Source organism: Zeaxanthinibacter sp. PT1, assembly GCF_028464225.1.
Classification (GTDB): domain Bacteria; phylum Bacteroidota; class Bacteroidia; order Flavobacteriales; family Flavobacteriaceae; genus Zeaxanthinibacter.
Map to the genome: position 1 here is coordinate 13,571 of NZ_JAQPCN010000001.1, position 16,083 is coordinate 29,653.

Here is a 16,083-nt window from a genome sequence, read left to right on the forward strand (position 1 = left end):
TCAGATCTCTTTCAGCCCGTGGTAATCCACGATATAGGATTCGTTCAGGTAAACCGGCAATTCGCGGTTCTCGGCGTTAGATAACCCGACGCCCGCATAATAGGTCTTAGCCTCAAATTTATCGGCGTGATCCTTTACTTTATTCATCAGCTTCTCGTCATACACGTTCGGATCTAAGGGATAGGGCACGTGCCGGACGACGATAAAATGCAATATTTTATTCTTCAGGCAGACGAACTGTGGATTGCGTTTAGGTTTGCTGTTCACCCCCATAAATTCGAATCCTTCCTCTTCCAATTGCCGCCCAACGATATTCATGGCCAGGTTATGTAATTCTTGTTCTGAAAGTTCCTGCATAGTAATGGCTTATAAAAAAACCGGTATGGAAGACATACCGGTTTTTTATTTTCTAAATTGTCAATATCCGGATTGTGCAACCCGTAGTCTCCAGGTGAATTATCCCCCGAAGTCGTCAAATCGGATATGCTCATCGGGTATCCCGAAGTCTTCTCCCATTTTCTGCACAGCCTTGTTCATCAGTGGCGGTCCACAGAAGTACAACTCAATATCCTCCGGTGATTCGTGCTTGGATAGGTAGTTATCGATCACGCAATTGTGAATGAATCCTACGAATCCGTCGCCGGGGGCATCCAGGTCCTCTTTTACTTTCCAGTTATCCTCCGGAAGTGGTTCGGACAAGGCCATATAGAATTTAAAGTTAGGGAAATCATTTTCTAACTGTCGGAAGTGATCGATATAGAACAGCTCTCGTTTAGAACGACCTCCATACCAGTAAGTCACCTTCCTGTTTGTTTTTAGGGTTTTGAACAAATGGTACAGGTGTGATCGCATTGGGGCCATTCCGGCTCCACCACCTACATACAACATCTCTGATTCGGACTCATTGATGAAGAATTCACCATAAGGTCCGGAGATGGTTACCTTGTTCCCCGGTTTCTGGGCAAAGATGTAAGAAGAGGCGATACCCGGGTTAACACTCATCCAACCATTTTTAGAGCGGTCCCATGGTGGGGTGGCGATACGAACGTTAAGCATGATTTCTCGCCCTTCTGCAGGGTAAGAAGCCATGGAATAGGCTCGTTCCACAATTTCGGTATTCTTCATGGTCAACGGCCACAAATTGAACTTATCCCACTCAGCCTGGAATTTATCCGGGGTCTCATGTTCCTCCGGGTGGGCCGTGATATCTATATCCTCGTACTTGATCTCGCACGGAGGTATCTCTATCTGTATATACCCACCGGCCTTATAGTTCATGTCTTCCGGTATCTCTACCACGAATTCTTTGATGAAGGAGGCTACATTATAGTTCCGAACAACGGTGGCTTCCCACTTCTTGATCCCGAATACTTCTTCCGGTATGGTGATCTCCATATCCTGCTTCACCTTAACCTGGCAAGCGAGACGAGCACCTTGATTAAGTTCTTTTTTGGAGAAGTGAGGGGTTTCTGTAGGCAGTGCCTCTCCCCCTCCTTCAAGTACGTGGCACTCGCACTGTATGCAAGTTCCACCTCCACCACAGGCAGAAGGAAGAAATATCTTCTTATCACCCAGGGTAGATAGCAGGGAACTTCCTGATCCTACTTCAATCTTCTTTTCCCCGTTAATGGTAATGGTCACAGGACCGGATGGGGATAATTTTTCTTTGGTGAACAACAACAGGCTGACCAGGATCAACAGCAATACCATGAAAGCGATGACAGTGATCAGGATTGTTCCGAGGGTACTCGTAGCTAAAATCATTCTTATTTGTTTATAGCCTGGTTAAACGAAACGGCATTCTCTTCTAACTCTTCTTCTTTAGCCGGTTCTTTCTTTTCTTCTTCTTTGGCAACTTTTGCATCGGTGACGTTGTCTTCACTACCTCCTCCGGTCAGCATTCCTCCGAAACTCATAAACCCGATAGCCATCAGGCCTGTGATTATAAATGTGATTCCCAATCCACGAAGTGGTGGTGGCACATTGGAATACCTGATCTTTTCACGGATAGCTGCAATGGCAAGGATGGCGAGGAACCAACCGATCCCGGATGCCAGGCCGTAGTTAAAGGCTAATCCCAGTGTTGCAATTTCCCTGGACTGCATAAACAGTGATCCTCCTAAAATTGCGCAGTTTACTGCGATAAGAGGTAAGAAGATCCCTAGGGAGTTATACAGTGCAGGAGAAAATTTTTCTACCACGATCTCTACCAATTGTACCATGGTGGCAATGGTAGCGATAAACAGGATAAAGGAGAGGAAACTCAAGTTGTAGTCCGCGTATTCCGGTCCTAGCCAGGCCAATGCCCCGTCCTGTAATAAATACTGATCCAGCAGCCAGTTAAGGGGTACGGTCACCGCCAAAACGAAGATCACCGCAGCACCAAGACCTACAGCCGTGGTTACTTTTTTAGATACCGCCAGGTAGGAACACATTCCTAGGAAGGTGGCGAATACCATATTATCAATGAATATGGATTTAAAAAACAGCTCTATATGCTCTAACATAATTTTCTTTTTAAGCGCTTATTAGTTTTCCTCGATCAAAGCCCTGTTACGTGAACGCTGAACCCAGATGATAATACCAACTACGATCAGAGCCATTGGTGACAACAACATAAACCCGTTGTTCTCATAACCGATGGAGTACAATCCCGTTTTAGCAATTGGATCTCCAAGTACCGGTATTCCCAGTAACGTACCGGACCCTAACAATTCACGGAAGAATCCAACGATGATCAGGATAACTCCATAACCTGCTGCGTTACCGACTCCATCAAGGAAAGACCTATACGGACCATTACCCAGGGCAAAAGCCTCAAATCGTCCCATAATAATACAGTTGGTAATAATAAGACCCACAAAAACCGATAGGGTTTTACTGAGCTCGTAGGCAAATGCTTTTAACACTTGGTCCACGATAATTACCAGCGAAGCAACAACGATCAATTGAACAATGATCCGGATTTTGGATGGAATCACATTCCTCATAAGTGCTATCACGACGTTTCCTAGCCCCATTACGAATAAAACGGAGATAGCCATCACAATAGATGCTTTTAATTCGGCTGTGATCGCCAGTGCAGAACAAATCCCCAGTACCTGTATGGTAATCGGGTTATTGTCTGCCAGGGGATCCAGGATAAGACTGGTATCTTTTTTAGATAGTAAGGCCATGTTATTCTGTGGTTCTTATGGTTTCTAAATAGCTTTTATACATTCTCACGGTCTGGGAAATCATATTGGAAACACCGTCACCGGTAATGGTAGCACCCGCCAGGGCATCTACTTCGTTATCCTCTTTATCTTCGTTAAGAGGATCATTGTTCCCTTTTGCTACCCTGATACCTTCGTATCGTGTCCCGTTCAGGATGGTTTCACCATCAAAGTCGTCCATGAAGTAACGTTCTTTGATATTGGCTCCCAGTCCGGGTGTCTCTCCCTTATGGTCAAAATACACCCCTTGTACGATCATGTTCTCATCCAAAGAGATGAATCCCCAGATCGCATCCCAAAGACCTTTCCCGTACATAGGAATAATATAGAACGTTTTACCGTCCTTCTCCCCTACCATCAAGGGTAACTTTGGAGTGTTCCCCTTACTGGCCAGGGCCAATTGCTTCTTCAGGTCGATTAGGTATGCATTCTCATCTTCGCTAATCTTATCACCCTCTATCACCAATTGCTGCTTGATGTATTTAGAGAATTCCTCTTCCACCCGGTCTGTAGGGATAAAATTAACACCACTATCCGGTGTATTTTCATTGACACCCATGGCATACAGGATGTTCTGCTGCTTTTCAAAACGTTCGTTCTCCTGTATTCGCGGTTTAAGGGATGAGGCAAGGAAGGCAAGGATAGCTCCTACCACGATCACCATAATACCTGCAAAAATTACAGTGTAGACATTATTATCTTTATTGACTGCCATAATTAAACTGTTTCAACTTGTAGTTTAGCGCCTTCTCCTTCAGTAGTTTTAGGATGTACGGTCGCGTTCTTGAATCGCTTAAGACGCCTGTTCACATTACCCCTGACCACGTAATGATCAATGGTAGGTGCAAATACGTTCATCAATAGAATTGCAAGGAATACTCCTTCCGGGTAGGCCGGGTTAAATACCCTGATCATTACCGAGATAAACCCTATAAAGAATCCATAGAACCATTTACCACGGTTAGTCTGGGCACCGGTGACAGGATCTGTAGCCATATAGACGATACCAAATGCGAGTCCGCCGACAATGAGGTGTTTCCAGAAATCGAAGCTCATCAGCCCGTAAAATTTACTGGATTCCCCTATCCATCCTGCATCGACCACCCCGTTAAAGATAAGTCCCATGACCAGTGACCCGATCACTGCGCTTACCATGATTCTCCAGCTGGCTATCTTGGAAAAGATAAGGAACAGGCCTCCTAACAAGATCAGGAAGGCAGAGGTTTCTCCCACGGAACCGGGGATAAAACCGAAGAACATATCAGAGACAGAGTATTCAAATTCTGATGCTTTATTCTGCGCGAGGTAACCCAGTATGGTCTCTCCGGAAATAGCGTCAGGACCTCCTGCTCTTTCTACGGCTCCTTGTACCCACACCTTGTCACCACTCATCCATGTAGGATAAGCGAAAAACAGGAAGGCACGAATAGTAAGGGCGGGGTTCAGGATATTCATTCCTGTTCCTCCGAACACCTCTTTCCCGATAACTACACCAAAGGCTACGGCAACAGCCAGCATCCATAACGGAGTATCAATAGGAACGATCAAGGGGACTAACATACCCGTTACCAGGTATCCTTCTTCCACTTCGTGTCCTTTGATCACCGCGAAGATGAACTCGATCAGCAGACCAACACCATAGGAAACGATTACCAGGGGAAGCACGTGTACGATCCCGATCCAGAAATTATCCCAGGTCAGGAAGTTCTCAAAGAGGGAAAGCTCCCGGCTGATGCCGTTTGCAGCGTCAATAGCTGCGTAATGCTGGTAACCTGCATTAAACATTGAAAAGAGCAATACAGGGATCAAAGCCATGATCACCGTATTCATAGTCCGCTTCAGGTCATCCGCGGCGCGGACGTGAGATCCCGAATGGGTGGTTTCGTTAGGGGCAAACAAGAAAGTATGGAATGCATTAAAGGCGGGAGCCATTTTTTTATCCCTGTAGCGATGCTTCAGGATATGCAGCCTTTTCTTGAATGTAAGTCTTTTATCTCTCATCTTTTATCCTATTTCTTTATATAACAAATCCAATCCTTCACGGATGATCTTCTGGTGGGGTTGCTTGGAGATACAAATGAACTCGGTTAAGGAAAAATCTTCCGGAACCACTTCATATAGTCCTAACTGCTCCATTTCATCCAGGTCCTGAACCATACATGCTTTAAGCAACTGAAGCGGGTAGATATCCATTGGGAATACCTCCTCGTACAAACCTGTCACTACGAAAGCCCTGTGCTCCCCGTTGGTGTTGGTCGTTAATTCGTATTTCTTTTTGGGCTGCAACCAGGAAAAGGTCAGTGCCCGGGTTGAAGAGATTTTATCGAAAACAGGTTTGTTCCACCCGAAAAATTCGTAGTCGTCCCCTTCCGGTATCACGGATACCGTATTGTTGTAAAAACCAAGATGTCCATCCGGTCTTGACTTACGTCCGGTGAGAACATCGCCATTAATCACCCTGATATCATCTTCCTTAACTCCACTTGCATACAAGAATGTCGAGATTTCTGCCCCGATCTTAGTGGTGTAGTATTTTGGAGTCTTTACTGAAGAGCCTACCAAAGCAATCGTCCGTTCCGGGTTAAATTTCCCGCTAAGCAAAGTTTCCCCAATGATGATAAGGTCCTGGGCGGATAGTGTCCAAACTATTTCCCCCTTATTAATAGGATCGATTTTATTGATCTGGGTTCCCACCAATCCTGCAGGGTGCGGACCGGAAACTTTGTGCAGGGTTATGCCCTGTAGTCCGGCAAGAGGAGAGTCTGAAGACTTCCCTACAGAAACATGGACTTTTCCGGGAGTCAGTTTACCCAGGGCCGTGATGGCTGCCTGCATTTCTTTTTCCTTCCCTTTTAGCACGTAATCCAATTCGGCTGCAAGGGGAGCAGTTACATAACCGGATATAAAGATGGCCTTGGGCCTGGATTCCGGATCAGCGATAATATCGTAAGGTCGCTGCTTGATGAATGGCCAGCAACCAGATTTAAGTAAGAACTCGCGTATCGCTTCTTCTGAAGCTTTCTCAGGGCTCAGAGGCGTATGCTCTACCGATGCCTGGGTTTTATCTGCGAGGATCTTGAGGTTGAGAATTCGCCTTCTCGCACCTCTTTCAATTTCGATCAGTTCTCCGCTAACCGGAGAAACGAATAACATCTCTTCGTTATTCTTGCTGTAAAACAATGGCTCACCTGCCTTAACCTCAGCACCTTGCTTAACCATCATCTTGGGGGTCATCCCGTGAAAGTCAGCTAGGTTGATGTTGTAAACATTACTGGAAACGGCTTTGGTAGTGGTCTGTTCTGCAGCACCGACAAGGTTTATATTTAATCCTTTTTTAATCCGGATGTCTTTGGACATAGAGTGTAGACCTTAGGTTATCAAAAATTCGCCACAAAAATAGCATTAAAAGGAAAGTTTTCATAATTATTGTCTATAAAATTGGGCATTGAACGGATACGGAGAAGCACGGCAAGCTTTTTGTTTACCTTTGCCGGAAAATATGTCCATAAATGCGCCCGAACCTTAAACAACTATTCTTCCTATTGCTTTGTGCGCCAGTATTTGCACAGGTGCAGTACGAGGTAAACCCTCCATCCCACATTTTATCTGTACGTTTTACCGGGCCCACTGAAGACCAATTCCCGATTATCCAATTGGGCGAAGGTGTTTACCTGGAGTTTGATGATCTTACAGCTAGTGAGCAGGATTATTACTATAAGATCGTTCACTGTGATTATGACTGGACTCCCTCCACCCTGTTAAAGTCGCAGTACCTGGATGGGGTAGACAACCAAAGGATCATCGACTATGCCAATAGCTATAACACCCTTCAGCCTTACTCCAACTACCGGCTCACCATCCCCAACCAGAATGTCCGCCTTAGAGTCAGCGGTAATTATGTACTGGAGGTCTACAACACAGATAATGAATTGCAATTTTCCCGCAGGTTCCTGGTCTACCAGGACCTGGTTAAAGTGAGCGCAACCGTTAAACGGAGCAGGGATTTTGAATTTCTCAACGAGAAACAAGTAGTGCAATTTAGCATACTCGCAGGGGATTTTGACTGGATTAACCCAAAACAGGAAGTCAAGGTGGCCATTTTGCAGAATTATTTCTGGCCCACCGCTATACAGGGGATAGAACCACAGTACATCCTGGGGAATGAACTGGTCTACAAATACAATGAAGAAACCAGCTTTTACGGAGGGAACGAGTATTTATATTTTGACACCAAGGATCTCCGGGCCCCGAGTGCCCAGATCTCTAAGGTAACCGTCGGCGACCTGTACAACCACATACTCTTTACAGATCGCTATCGTTTTGACGAACCTTACACATACTTCCCGGATATTAATGGGGATTTCCTTGTCCGGACCATACAAGGTACAGAAGGCTCAAGGGAAGCCGAATACACCGAAGTGCATTTTAGTCTTCCTTATTCCCAAATGCTGGGAATGGACGAAGTATATGTCTTTGGCAAGTTCAACAATTATGCCCTGGAAGAGGAGAACAGGCTGAAATTCAACGAGGAGACGGGGAACATGGAAACGGTCATCCTGATGAAACAAGGATTCTACAACTACAAATACGTTATCCAGGATAAGAAGGGCAATATTGATCTCAACGCGATCTCCGGTAATTTCCATTTCACAGAGAACAATTACCTTATATTAGTGTATTACAGGCGGTTTGGAGATCTTTACGACAGCCTTATCGGCATTGGAAATGCCAATTCGAGGAATATCAGCAATTGAACCAAGTTCCCGGTAGTATATAATTTTGAACATGACAACCAACCATTGGCATGAAAGACCTGCCCAAACCCGATAAACGAGAGCGATACCCCTTGAAATACAGGGGGACCAAATGCCTTAATTGCGGGCACCCATTGGATATCAGCGACCGTTACTGCCCACAGTGCTCCCAGGCTAATAACAACAAGAAACGAACTTTAGTCAATTATATAGAGGAATTCTTCAACACTGTAGTTGCCTATGACTCCCGGCTGCTCAGAACGCTATCAGCCATGTTGCTGCATCCCGGGAAAATTACCAGGGAATACCTGGAGGGTAAACGCATGACGTACACCAATCCCTTCCGCTTCCTCTTAAGCCTCAGCATAATATATTTTTTACTGCTTAGCATGGGCAGCAATCTGGACACCCTGGACGCGAAAGGAAATAATGACACTCCCAATCAAAACGCCACCAATACTCCTCTAGTGGGAGACGCAGTTAAAGCGTCGTCAAAAGACTCGGTCATAACCTGGCAAAACCCACAAGGTTTTGTACTGTTTTCGGATAAAAAAGATTCGATGATCGCATCGTCTCCTGCTTTGCATTATGAACAGCTTGCCACCGATGAATTCTGGGAGCGCATTTTTAAAAAAACCGAGTTTTATCTTTCCCTTATTCGGTATCACGATTTAAAGCATTATGATGAGATAGGTCGCATAATCAATATCCCGGAGTCAGGAGAAGACAAAAGCAGCTTTGCTATTGCCAGGAGCATTAACAGGGTGAAAAATTCCCCGGGAAGTTTCCTCAACGCTATTTTAGGACGGCTGCCATTCGCTACTTTTTTCTTCCTGCCGGTCTTCGCTATATTCATTCGGATGGTATATATCAATAAAAGCTATACATACACCGATAATCTGATCTTCAGCTTCCATAATCAGTCACTTATGTTTATCTTGCTCACTATTAGTTTTTTGGCGGATAAGATTTTTAGTATTTCCACTGCCGGGTTTGCTTTGCTCATATTTACTTTGTACCTGTACAAAGCCATGAGGACTTTCTACGGTGATGGAAGACTTAAAACAATATTAAAATTTCTACTGCTAAATACGATTTTTATAATTTTGTCAGGCATTGGGGCTCTTGCCCTGCTTCTGGGAAGCGCCTTCACTTATTAGAGACACGTCATGATTACACAGGTAACCAAAGGGATTAAGATTTCCGTGACCACGAGTTTTGAGGGTACTTTCTTCAAAAACTACAAGATGCACTTTGCCTTTGGCTATACCATTACCATTGAGAACCAAAGCAAAGATTCTGTACAACTGACCTCGAGGCACTGGAAGATATACGATGCCCTGAACGATTTTGAGATCCTTGACGGGGAGGGTGTTATCGGGAAAAAACCGGTGATCAAACCCGGTGAATCCCATACCTATAGTTCGGGTTGTCTTTTGGCCTCTCCTATCGGGGCGATGAAGGGACATTACAATATGGTGAACTTCAGTTCTACCGAGAAATTCAGGGTATATGTCCCCACCTTTAAATTCAGCGCACCTTTTGCCCTGAACTAACCCCCCATTTATAACGTTATAGTTTTCTATTCCCTACATGATTTAATACCTTTGCTGGAATTTTAATCAAAAATAACAGCAATTATGGGTAAAGGATTTTTTAATGTCCCGGTAGCAGTAAATGAACCTGTTAGGACATATGAGCCCGGGAGTTCCGAAAGGGAATCCGTGCTTCAGCAATATAAGGAGTATTACAATAGCCAGGTAGAGGTTCCTCTCTACATTGGAGGCAAAGAAATAAAAACGGGGAATACCGCAGATATGGCACCCCCACATGACCATAAACACGTGGTCGGTAAATATCATAAAGCAGAAAAGAAACACGTAGAATCTGCTATTTCTGAAGCCTTGAAAGCCAGGGAATCATGGGCAGCACTTAGCTGGGAACAGCGCGCTTCAATTTTCCTGAAAGCAGCCGCATTGATTTCTGGTCCTTACCGCGACAAGCTGAATGCTTCTACCATGATCGCTCAATCAAAAAACATCTACCAGGCAGAAATAGACGCCGCCTGCGAATTGATCGATTTCTTAACTTTTAACGTGGAGTATATGGCTGAGATCTACAGCCAGCAACCGGAATCCTCTGAAGGAGTATGGAACCGCGTGGAATACCGTCCTTTAGAAGGATTCGTCTACGCCGTAACTCCATTCAACTTTACAGCCATTGCAGGTAACCTTCCAACCAGTGCAGCACTCATGGGGAACGTAGTCGTTTGGAAACCCAGTGACCACCAGATCTTTTCCGCCAAAGTAGTGATGGACGTCTTTAAGGAAGCCGGAGTTCCTGACGGGGTGATCAACGTAGTGTATGGTGAACCGGAAATGATAACCGATACCGTCCTGGCCAGCCCGGATTTTACAGGTATTCACTTTACTGGATCCACCACAGTATTTAAAGATATCTGGAGAAAGATCGGCAACAATATAGACCGTTATAAGACCTATCCAAGGATCGTTGGTGAGACCGGCGGTAAGGATTACATTATTGCGCACCCAACAGCAGATGCTCAACAGGTGGCCACTGCAATTACAAGGGGCGCTTTCGAATTCCAGGGACAGAAATGCAGCGCAGCCTCCAGGGTTTACCTGCCAAAGTCGACCGCACAAGATATCCTTGACCGGGTAAAAAAGGATGTAGAATCCTTTAAACCTGCAGGTTCACCTGAAGATATGGGTAACTTTATTACAGCGGTTATACACGAAGGAGCATTTGACAAACTTGCATCGTATATAGATCAGGCAAAGAAAGACGATAATGCAGAAGTAGTTATAGGAGGTAGTTACGATAAGTCTAAAGGTTATTTTATAGATCCAACGGTCATCGTCACCACGGATCCTAAATATACCACCATGGAAACTGAACTCTTCGGACCCGTGGTCACCGTATATGTTTACGAGGACAAGGACTGGAGCAAAACCCTGAAGCTTGTTGATGAAACATCAATCTACGGACTGACAGGTGCGGTAATTTCCGCAGATCGTTATTCGATCGCTGAGGCTACCAAAGTACTGGAGAACAGTGCCGGGAATTTCTACATCAATGACAAGCCAACAGGGGCAGTTGTCGGGCAACAACCCTTTGGAGGGGCACGTGCTTCAGGTACTAATGACAAGGCCGGTTCTGCACAGAACCTGCTGCGTTGGGTATCTCCGAGACTCATCAAAGAAACCTTTGTTACGCCTGTGGATTACCGCTACCCTTTCTTAGGCGAATAATCACACCGGGAACAGGTCTCTGAGCTGTAATATATCAAAGCCTTATTATCATTTGGATAATAAGGCTTTGTTTTTCAGCGTTATAAACTTAAAGATTTTGTAACTTTAAATGAAAGCAACCAGAATCTGAACCTTAATAGAGATCTTATGGACAGCAAAACGACCAAAAAAATCTATTCCCGGGGGTTGGTATTTCTGTACTCTCGTTATCGCCAGTGGTTAAGTAAATACGCTGCTCGTTGCAGGAGCACCTATTACCAGATGCTAGCATTGTAACATTCAGGGCTTATACTTCATTGGCAGGTAGACCACTTTCTTAGTGTCAAAAAATGGCTCATCAAAGTACTGGTCTAGGTTGTATATTTGTGCCGTTTTATACGGTTTCAATTCTTCGGATAAGTCCCCGCCTTTTAAATACAGTATCCCATTTTTCAGTTCGTGAACAGATTGTTTCGCTATACGGCCACGAACCCAGTTCACGAAAGTAGGCATAGCAGCTACTGCCCTGCTCACGATAAAATCGAACTGTGTATCCAGCTCTTCTACCCTGCAATGCCGGGTCTGCACATTCTTAAGACCTAAGCCCTGAACCACCTCGTCCACAACCTTGATCTTCTTACCTATGGCATCGACCAAGGTAAACTGTGTTTCCGGAAAGGCGATAGCCAAAGGGATACCGGGAAATCCGCCTCCGGTACCTACATCCAGTACTTTAGCTCCCGGTTTAAATGAAATAAGCTTGGCAATACCGAGGGAATGAAGCACATGCCTCAGGTAGAGCTCGTCAATATCTTTCCTGGATACTACGTTGATCTTCAGGTTCCAATCCTGGTATAGTGCTTCCAGTTCCCTGAATTGTTGTTGCTGTGTTTCGTTAAATTGTTCAAAATATTTAAAGACTATATCCGCCTGCATGCTTACCTTTGTGTTTTTGGCAAAAGTACGACAATCGATAAGAGATATTAAAAGTTTGTATTTTGCGTTTTATTATAAAGACCCCAAGATCTTTTAACAATACAGAATATGAAAACTTCACCTGTAAGGTTCTCCCGTAACGATTCCGCACAATTTTTCAGAACATTAAACAGAAGGGTTAACGCCTATTTCAAAGAAAATAAAATCAAAAAGACCGGGAACTGGCAACTGCACCTGAAGACCGCGGTCATGTTCGGGCTTTTCCTGGCCCCGTATTTCCTGATGCTTACCCTTAACCTCCCAACCTGGGCCAATCTACTACTCACAATCACCATGGGAGTAGGAATGGCAGGGGTTGGAATGAACGTCATGCACGACGGGAACCACGGGTCATATTCCAGTAAGAAATGGCTGAACAAATTAATGGGGAGCAGTATCTATATCCTGGCAGGGAACGTTTACAACTGGCAGGTACAACACAATGTGTTGCACCACACTTATACGAACATCCACGAGCATGATGAGGACCTTGAAGCCGGACGCATATTGCGATTCTCCAAACATGCCCCCTGGCATCGTTTTCATAAATTTCAGCATTACTATTCTATCTTCCTCTATGGCCTGCTGACCTTTAACTGGGCCATCACTACAGATTTTATGCAGATGTACCGTTACACCAAAAGAAAACTGGCTTACGGTAAATTCCCAAACCCATTTTTAAACTGGAGTGTTCTTGTGGTCACCAAACTGATCTATATCACCATCTGGATTGTTCTCCCGATGTTGCTGATGGAAATCGCGTGGTGGAAAGTACTGATAGGATTCTTCCTGATGCACTATGTCGCGGGTGTAATCCTCAGTGTGGTCTTTCAACTGGCACACGTAGTTGACGAAGCCGAAACACCCTTACCCGAACAAGATGGCTCTATGAAGAACACCTGGGCTATCCACCAGTTATTCACCACGGTGAACTTTGGAACCAAGAACAGGATAGTGAATTGGTTTACGGGCGGCCTGAATCACCAGGTAGAGCACCATATCTTCCCAAACATTAGCCATATTCATTACACAAAAATCGCTGAAATTGTGAAAGAAACGGCGAACGAGTTTAATTTACCCTATAACGAATACAAAACTACCAGAAAAGCCATAATTTCGCACTTCAAGCATTTAAAAGAATTGGGTAAAAGGCCTGCATTACTGCACACCTAAAGTTAACACAGCATGAAGAACGCGCTTTCCGAAAGAATTAATAACATGGCAACCTCGGCCACCCTGGCTATGGCTGCAAAAGCGAGAGAATTAAGAAACCAAGGAAAAGACATCATCGGGCTCAGCCTGGGTGAACCGGATTTCAACATTCCCGATTTTATTAAGGAAGCTGCAAAACAGGCCGTAGACGATAACTACAGCAGCTACTCCCCAGTGGATGGCTATGGAGACTTGAAACAGGCCATTTCCAACAAATTTAAGCGCGATAATAACCTGGATTATGACCTCTCGCAGATCGTAGTCTCTACCGGGGCAAAGCAATCCCTGGCCAATGTGGCCATGGTGATGTTAAACCAAGGAGACGAGGTGATTCTTCCCGCTCCTTACTGGGTGAGCTACAGCGACATTGTAAAGCTTGCAGAAGGAGTACCGGTAGAGGTTCCTACCAGTATTGAAAATGATTTTAAGATGACGCCCTACCAACTGGAAGCGGCCATCACTCCAAAGACCAAGATGATCTGGTTTAGTTCTCCTTGTAACCCCAGTGGTTCGGTTTACAGCCAGGAAGAACTACAAGGACTTGCAGAGGTACTCAGGAAACACCCTGGTATCTATGTGGTCTCTGATGAGATCTATGAACATATTAATTTCAGGGGAGGTCATGTAAGCATAGCCGGGATAGAAGGCATGTACGATCGTACTATTACCGTTAATGGTGTCTCCAAGGCATTTGCTATGACCGGCTGGAGGATCGGGTACATCGGTGCACCGGACTGGATCGCAAAGGCCTGTACCAAGTTCCAGGGTCAGATCACCAGCGGGGCAAACGCGATTGCTCAGCGCGCCACCATAGCAGCCCTCGAAGCTCCTGTGAGCAAGATCCAGTTCATGATAGACGAGTTCCACCAGCGCAGGGACCTTATACTCTCCTTACTTGGGGAGATAGAAGGGTTTGCCCTCAACGTGCCTGAAGGAGCTTTTTATGTATTCCCAAACATTTCTGCCTTCTTCGGAAAAACGTTAAAAGGCCAGAAGATTGAGAATGCATCGGATTTTGCGCTTTACCTCTTAGAGCATGCAAACGTGGCTACCGTGACAGGGGAAGCTTTCGGAAACCCGAATTGCATCCGTATTTCCTATGCCGCTTCTACCGATGAGATCAGGGAAGCTGTAGCCAGGATTAAAGCTGTCCTATAACAACCATTTAAGTTTATCGGGGTATCATTAGGTCCTCTTCCAGAAGTAAGGAGTGAAGAGGATAAGTACCGTGAAAAGTTCCAGCCTACCGGCCAGCATCAGGAACCCACACCACCATTTCCCTAAGACAGGCAGGCTGTTGAAATTACTCAGCGGGTTCAGGGTTCCAAAGGCAGGACCTACATTCCCCAGGGAGGAAACAGCACCACCGATGGCCGTTACGAAGTCTAATCCCAATAAGCCCAGGACCAGGGCTCCCAGGATAAATAACATCATATACAAGGCGAAAAAGGCCACGATGTTGTATACAATTTGTTCGGAAACCGACTTCTCGTTATACCGTACAGGGATGATAGCATTGGGATGCAGGGTCCTTTTAAATTCGAGCAAGCCATTTTTCAGGATCATAATATGACGCATTATCTTGATCCCCCCGGCGGTTGATCCGGCAGACCCTCCTGAGAACATCAGCACAAAGAACAAAATGGTTAAGAAGGGTGTCCATGCCGTAAAGTCTGCGGTTACGAAACCGGTTGTTGTCACGACGGCGACCACCTGGAATAAGGCGTGCCTGAAGGCACTTTCCATCTCGCCGAAAAGCATAGGGTGGTAATCCGTCACCGCCATATTGGCTTTATAGTGTATTACTATTGCCGTAAGCACGGTGACCAGCCCAATAAATACCATGTAGGCTTTAAATTCTTCATCCTTCAGCACCTTTTGCACTTTACCTTTAAACGCGAAATAACTCAATACAAAGTTACTCCCCGCTAAAATCATAAAAAATATAATGATGTATTGTATCAGGGGCTGGTCATTCCAGTAAGCGATACTGGCGTTCTTGGTGGAGAATCCCCCGGTAGACAAGGTAGCCAGCGAATGGTTGATGGCATCAAAAAATGTCATCCCCGCAGCCTTGAGCAGTATGGTCTCTGCTACGGTATACCCAAAATAGATCAGCCAGAGACGCTTTGCGGTGTCGGTAATCCTTGGATGTAATTTATCTCCACTGGGGCCCGGAGCTTCGGCTGCAAAGAGCTGCATCCCTCCTATCCCGAGTAAGGGCAGTATGGCTATGGCCAGTACAATGATCCCCATCCCTCCTATCCAATGGGTAAGACTACGCCAGAAGAGGATACCCTCCGGCAGGCTTTCAATATCGTCCAGTATAGAAGCCCCGGTAGTTGTATACCCCGAAATGGTTTCAAAAAATGCATTAGTTACTGAGGGGATAGCCCCGGAAAACAAATAAGGCAGTACCCCGGAAGCCGACATGATCAACCACCCAAAGGTGACAATAATATAACCCTCTTTGCGGTTCACCTCTTTTTTATGACCCCGTGTGTAAAACATCCCAACCACTCCTACAAGTACGGTCACTATGGCTGCCAGGGTAATATCTAAAGTTACTCCGTCCTCATAGATACCGCTGACCAGGGCTGCCAACAACATAAAGGAACCGTTGCAGAGCAACAGCAATCCCATGAGGTGAATAATGATCCGAAGGTTCAGGTGCAT

15 protein-coding genes are annotated in these 16,083 nt (G+C 45.3%); 6 read left to right on the top strand and 9 right to left on the bottom strand.

The annotated features are described in order from the left end of the window. From PP178_RS00060 to PP178_RS00090, 7 genes are all read right to left on the bottom strand, one after another. A complete protein-coding gene (locus PP178_RS00060) occupies positions 1-357 on the bottom strand; it encodes a Na(+)-translocating NADH-quinone reductase subunit F (RefSeq protein WP_272592267.1) in 357 nt (118 codons plus the stop codon). A 99-nt stretch (positions 358-456) separates the two neighbouring features. Further along, positions 457-1,764 carry an NADH:ubiquinone reductase (Na(+)-transporting) subunit F gene (gene nqrF, locus PP178_RS00065; protein ID WP_272592268.1) on the bottom strand — a complete coding sequence of 436 codons (1,308 nt, stop codon included), beginning with the start codon at positions 1,762-1,764 and terminating at the stop codon, positions 457-459. Between the two features lie 2 nt (positions 1,765-1,766). Next, entirely contained in the window at positions 1,767-2,507 is a 741-nt protein-coding gene (gene nqrE, locus PP178_RS00070; protein WP_272592269.1) for an NADH:ubiquinone reductase (Na(+)-transporting) subunit E, read from the bottom strand. A gap of 21 nt (positions 2,508-2,528) precedes the next feature. Further along, a complete protein-coding gene (locus PP178_RS00075; RefSeq protein ID WP_272592270.1) occupies positions 2,529-3,176 on the bottom strand; it encodes an NADH:ubiquinone reductase (Na(+)-transporting) subunit D in 648 nt (215 codons plus the stop codon). A 1-nt stretch (position 3,177) separates the two neighbouring features. Continuing rightward, positions 3,178-3,930, bottom strand: coding sequence for a Na(+)-translocating NADH-quinone reductase subunit C (locus PP178_RS00080; protein ID WP_272592271.1), 753 nt, complete (start codon positions 3,928-3,930; stop codon positions 3,178-3,180). A gap of 2 nt (positions 3,931-3,932) precedes the next feature. Further along, the gene (locus PP178_RS00085) at positions 3,933-5,216 is read right to left on the bottom strand and encodes an NADH:ubiquinone reductase (Na(+)-transporting) subunit B (protein WP_272592272.1); all 1,284 of its coding nucleotides are present in this window, start codon (positions 5,214-5,216) and stop codon (positions 3,933-3,935) included. A gap of 3 nt (positions 5,217-5,219) precedes the next feature. Then, positions 5,220-6,572 (bottom strand): Na(+)-translocating NADH-quinone reductase subunit A, encoded by a 1,353-nt coding sequence (locus PP178_RS00090; RefSeq protein WP_272592273.1) that lies wholly within the window; start codon positions 6,570-6,572, stop codon positions 5,220-5,222. Between the two features lie 152 nt (positions 6,573-6,724). Between PP178_RS00090 and PP178_RS00095 the strand changes: the two genes are divergently transcribed. The 4 genes from PP178_RS00095 to pruA all read left to right on the top strand — a co-directional run bounded on the left by PP178_RS00095 (position 6,725) and on the right by pruA (position 11,241). Next, positions 6,725-7,969, top strand: a complete 1,245-nt coding sequence (locus PP178_RS00095; protein WP_272592274.1) for a type IX secretion system plug protein — start codon at positions 6,725-6,727, stop codon at positions 7,967-7,969. A 50-nt stretch (positions 7,970-8,019) separates the two neighbouring features. Next, the gene (locus tag PP178_RS00100; protein ID WP_272592275.1) at positions 8,020-9,129 is read left to right on the top strand and encodes a DUF3667 domain-containing protein; all 1,110 of its coding nucleotides are present in this window, start codon (positions 8,020-8,022) and stop codon (positions 9,127-9,129) included. A 9-nt stretch (positions 9,130-9,138) separates the two neighbouring features. Next, positions 9,139-9,525, top strand: coding sequence for a Co2+/Mg2+ efflux protein ApaG (gene apaG, locus PP178_RS00105; RefSeq protein WP_272592276.1), 387 nt, complete (start codon positions 9,139-9,141; stop codon positions 9,523-9,525). An 84-nt stretch (positions 9,526-9,609) separates the two neighbouring features. Then, positions 9,610-11,241: an L-glutamate gamma-semialdehyde dehydrogenase gene (gene pruA, locus PP178_RS00110; RefSeq protein ID WP_272592277.1), complete on the top strand. Its 1,632-nt coding sequence runs from the start codon at positions 9,610-9,612 to the stop codon at positions 11,239-11,241. 279 nt (positions 11,242-11,520) lie between these two features. Here the strand turns inward: pruA and rsmG are convergent, their stop codons facing one another. After that, the gene (rsmG, locus tag PP178_RS00115; protein WP_272592278.1) at positions 11,521-12,156 is read right to left on the bottom strand and encodes a 16S rRNA (guanine(527)-N(7))-methyltransferase RsmG; all 636 of its coding nucleotides are present in this window, start codon (positions 12,154-12,156) and stop codon (positions 11,521-11,523) included. 108 nt (positions 12,157-12,264) lie between these two features. On the opposite strand from rsmG, the gene PP178_RS00120 reads away from it, so the two are divergent. Further along, complete coding sequence (locus PP178_RS00120) at positions 12,265-13,368, top strand: fatty acid desaturase family protein (protein WP_272592279.1); 1,104 nt, start codon at positions 12,265-12,267, stop codon at positions 13,366-13,368. A gap of 12 nt (positions 13,369-13,380) precedes the next feature. Then, on the top strand, positions 13,381-14,565 hold the full coding sequence (locus PP178_RS00125; RefSeq protein ID WP_272592280.1) for a pyridoxal phosphate-dependent aminotransferase: 1,185 nt from the start codon (positions 13,381-13,383) through the stop codon (positions 14,563-14,565). Between the two features lie 27 nt (positions 14,566-14,592). Here the strand turns inward: PP178_RS00125 and PP178_RS00130 are convergent, their stop codons facing one another. Then, positions 14,593-16,083 (bottom strand): TrkH family potassium uptake protein, encoded by a 1,491-nt coding sequence (locus tag PP178_RS00130; RefSeq protein ID WP_272592281.1) that lies wholly within the window; start codon positions 16,081-16,083, stop codon positions 14,593-14,595.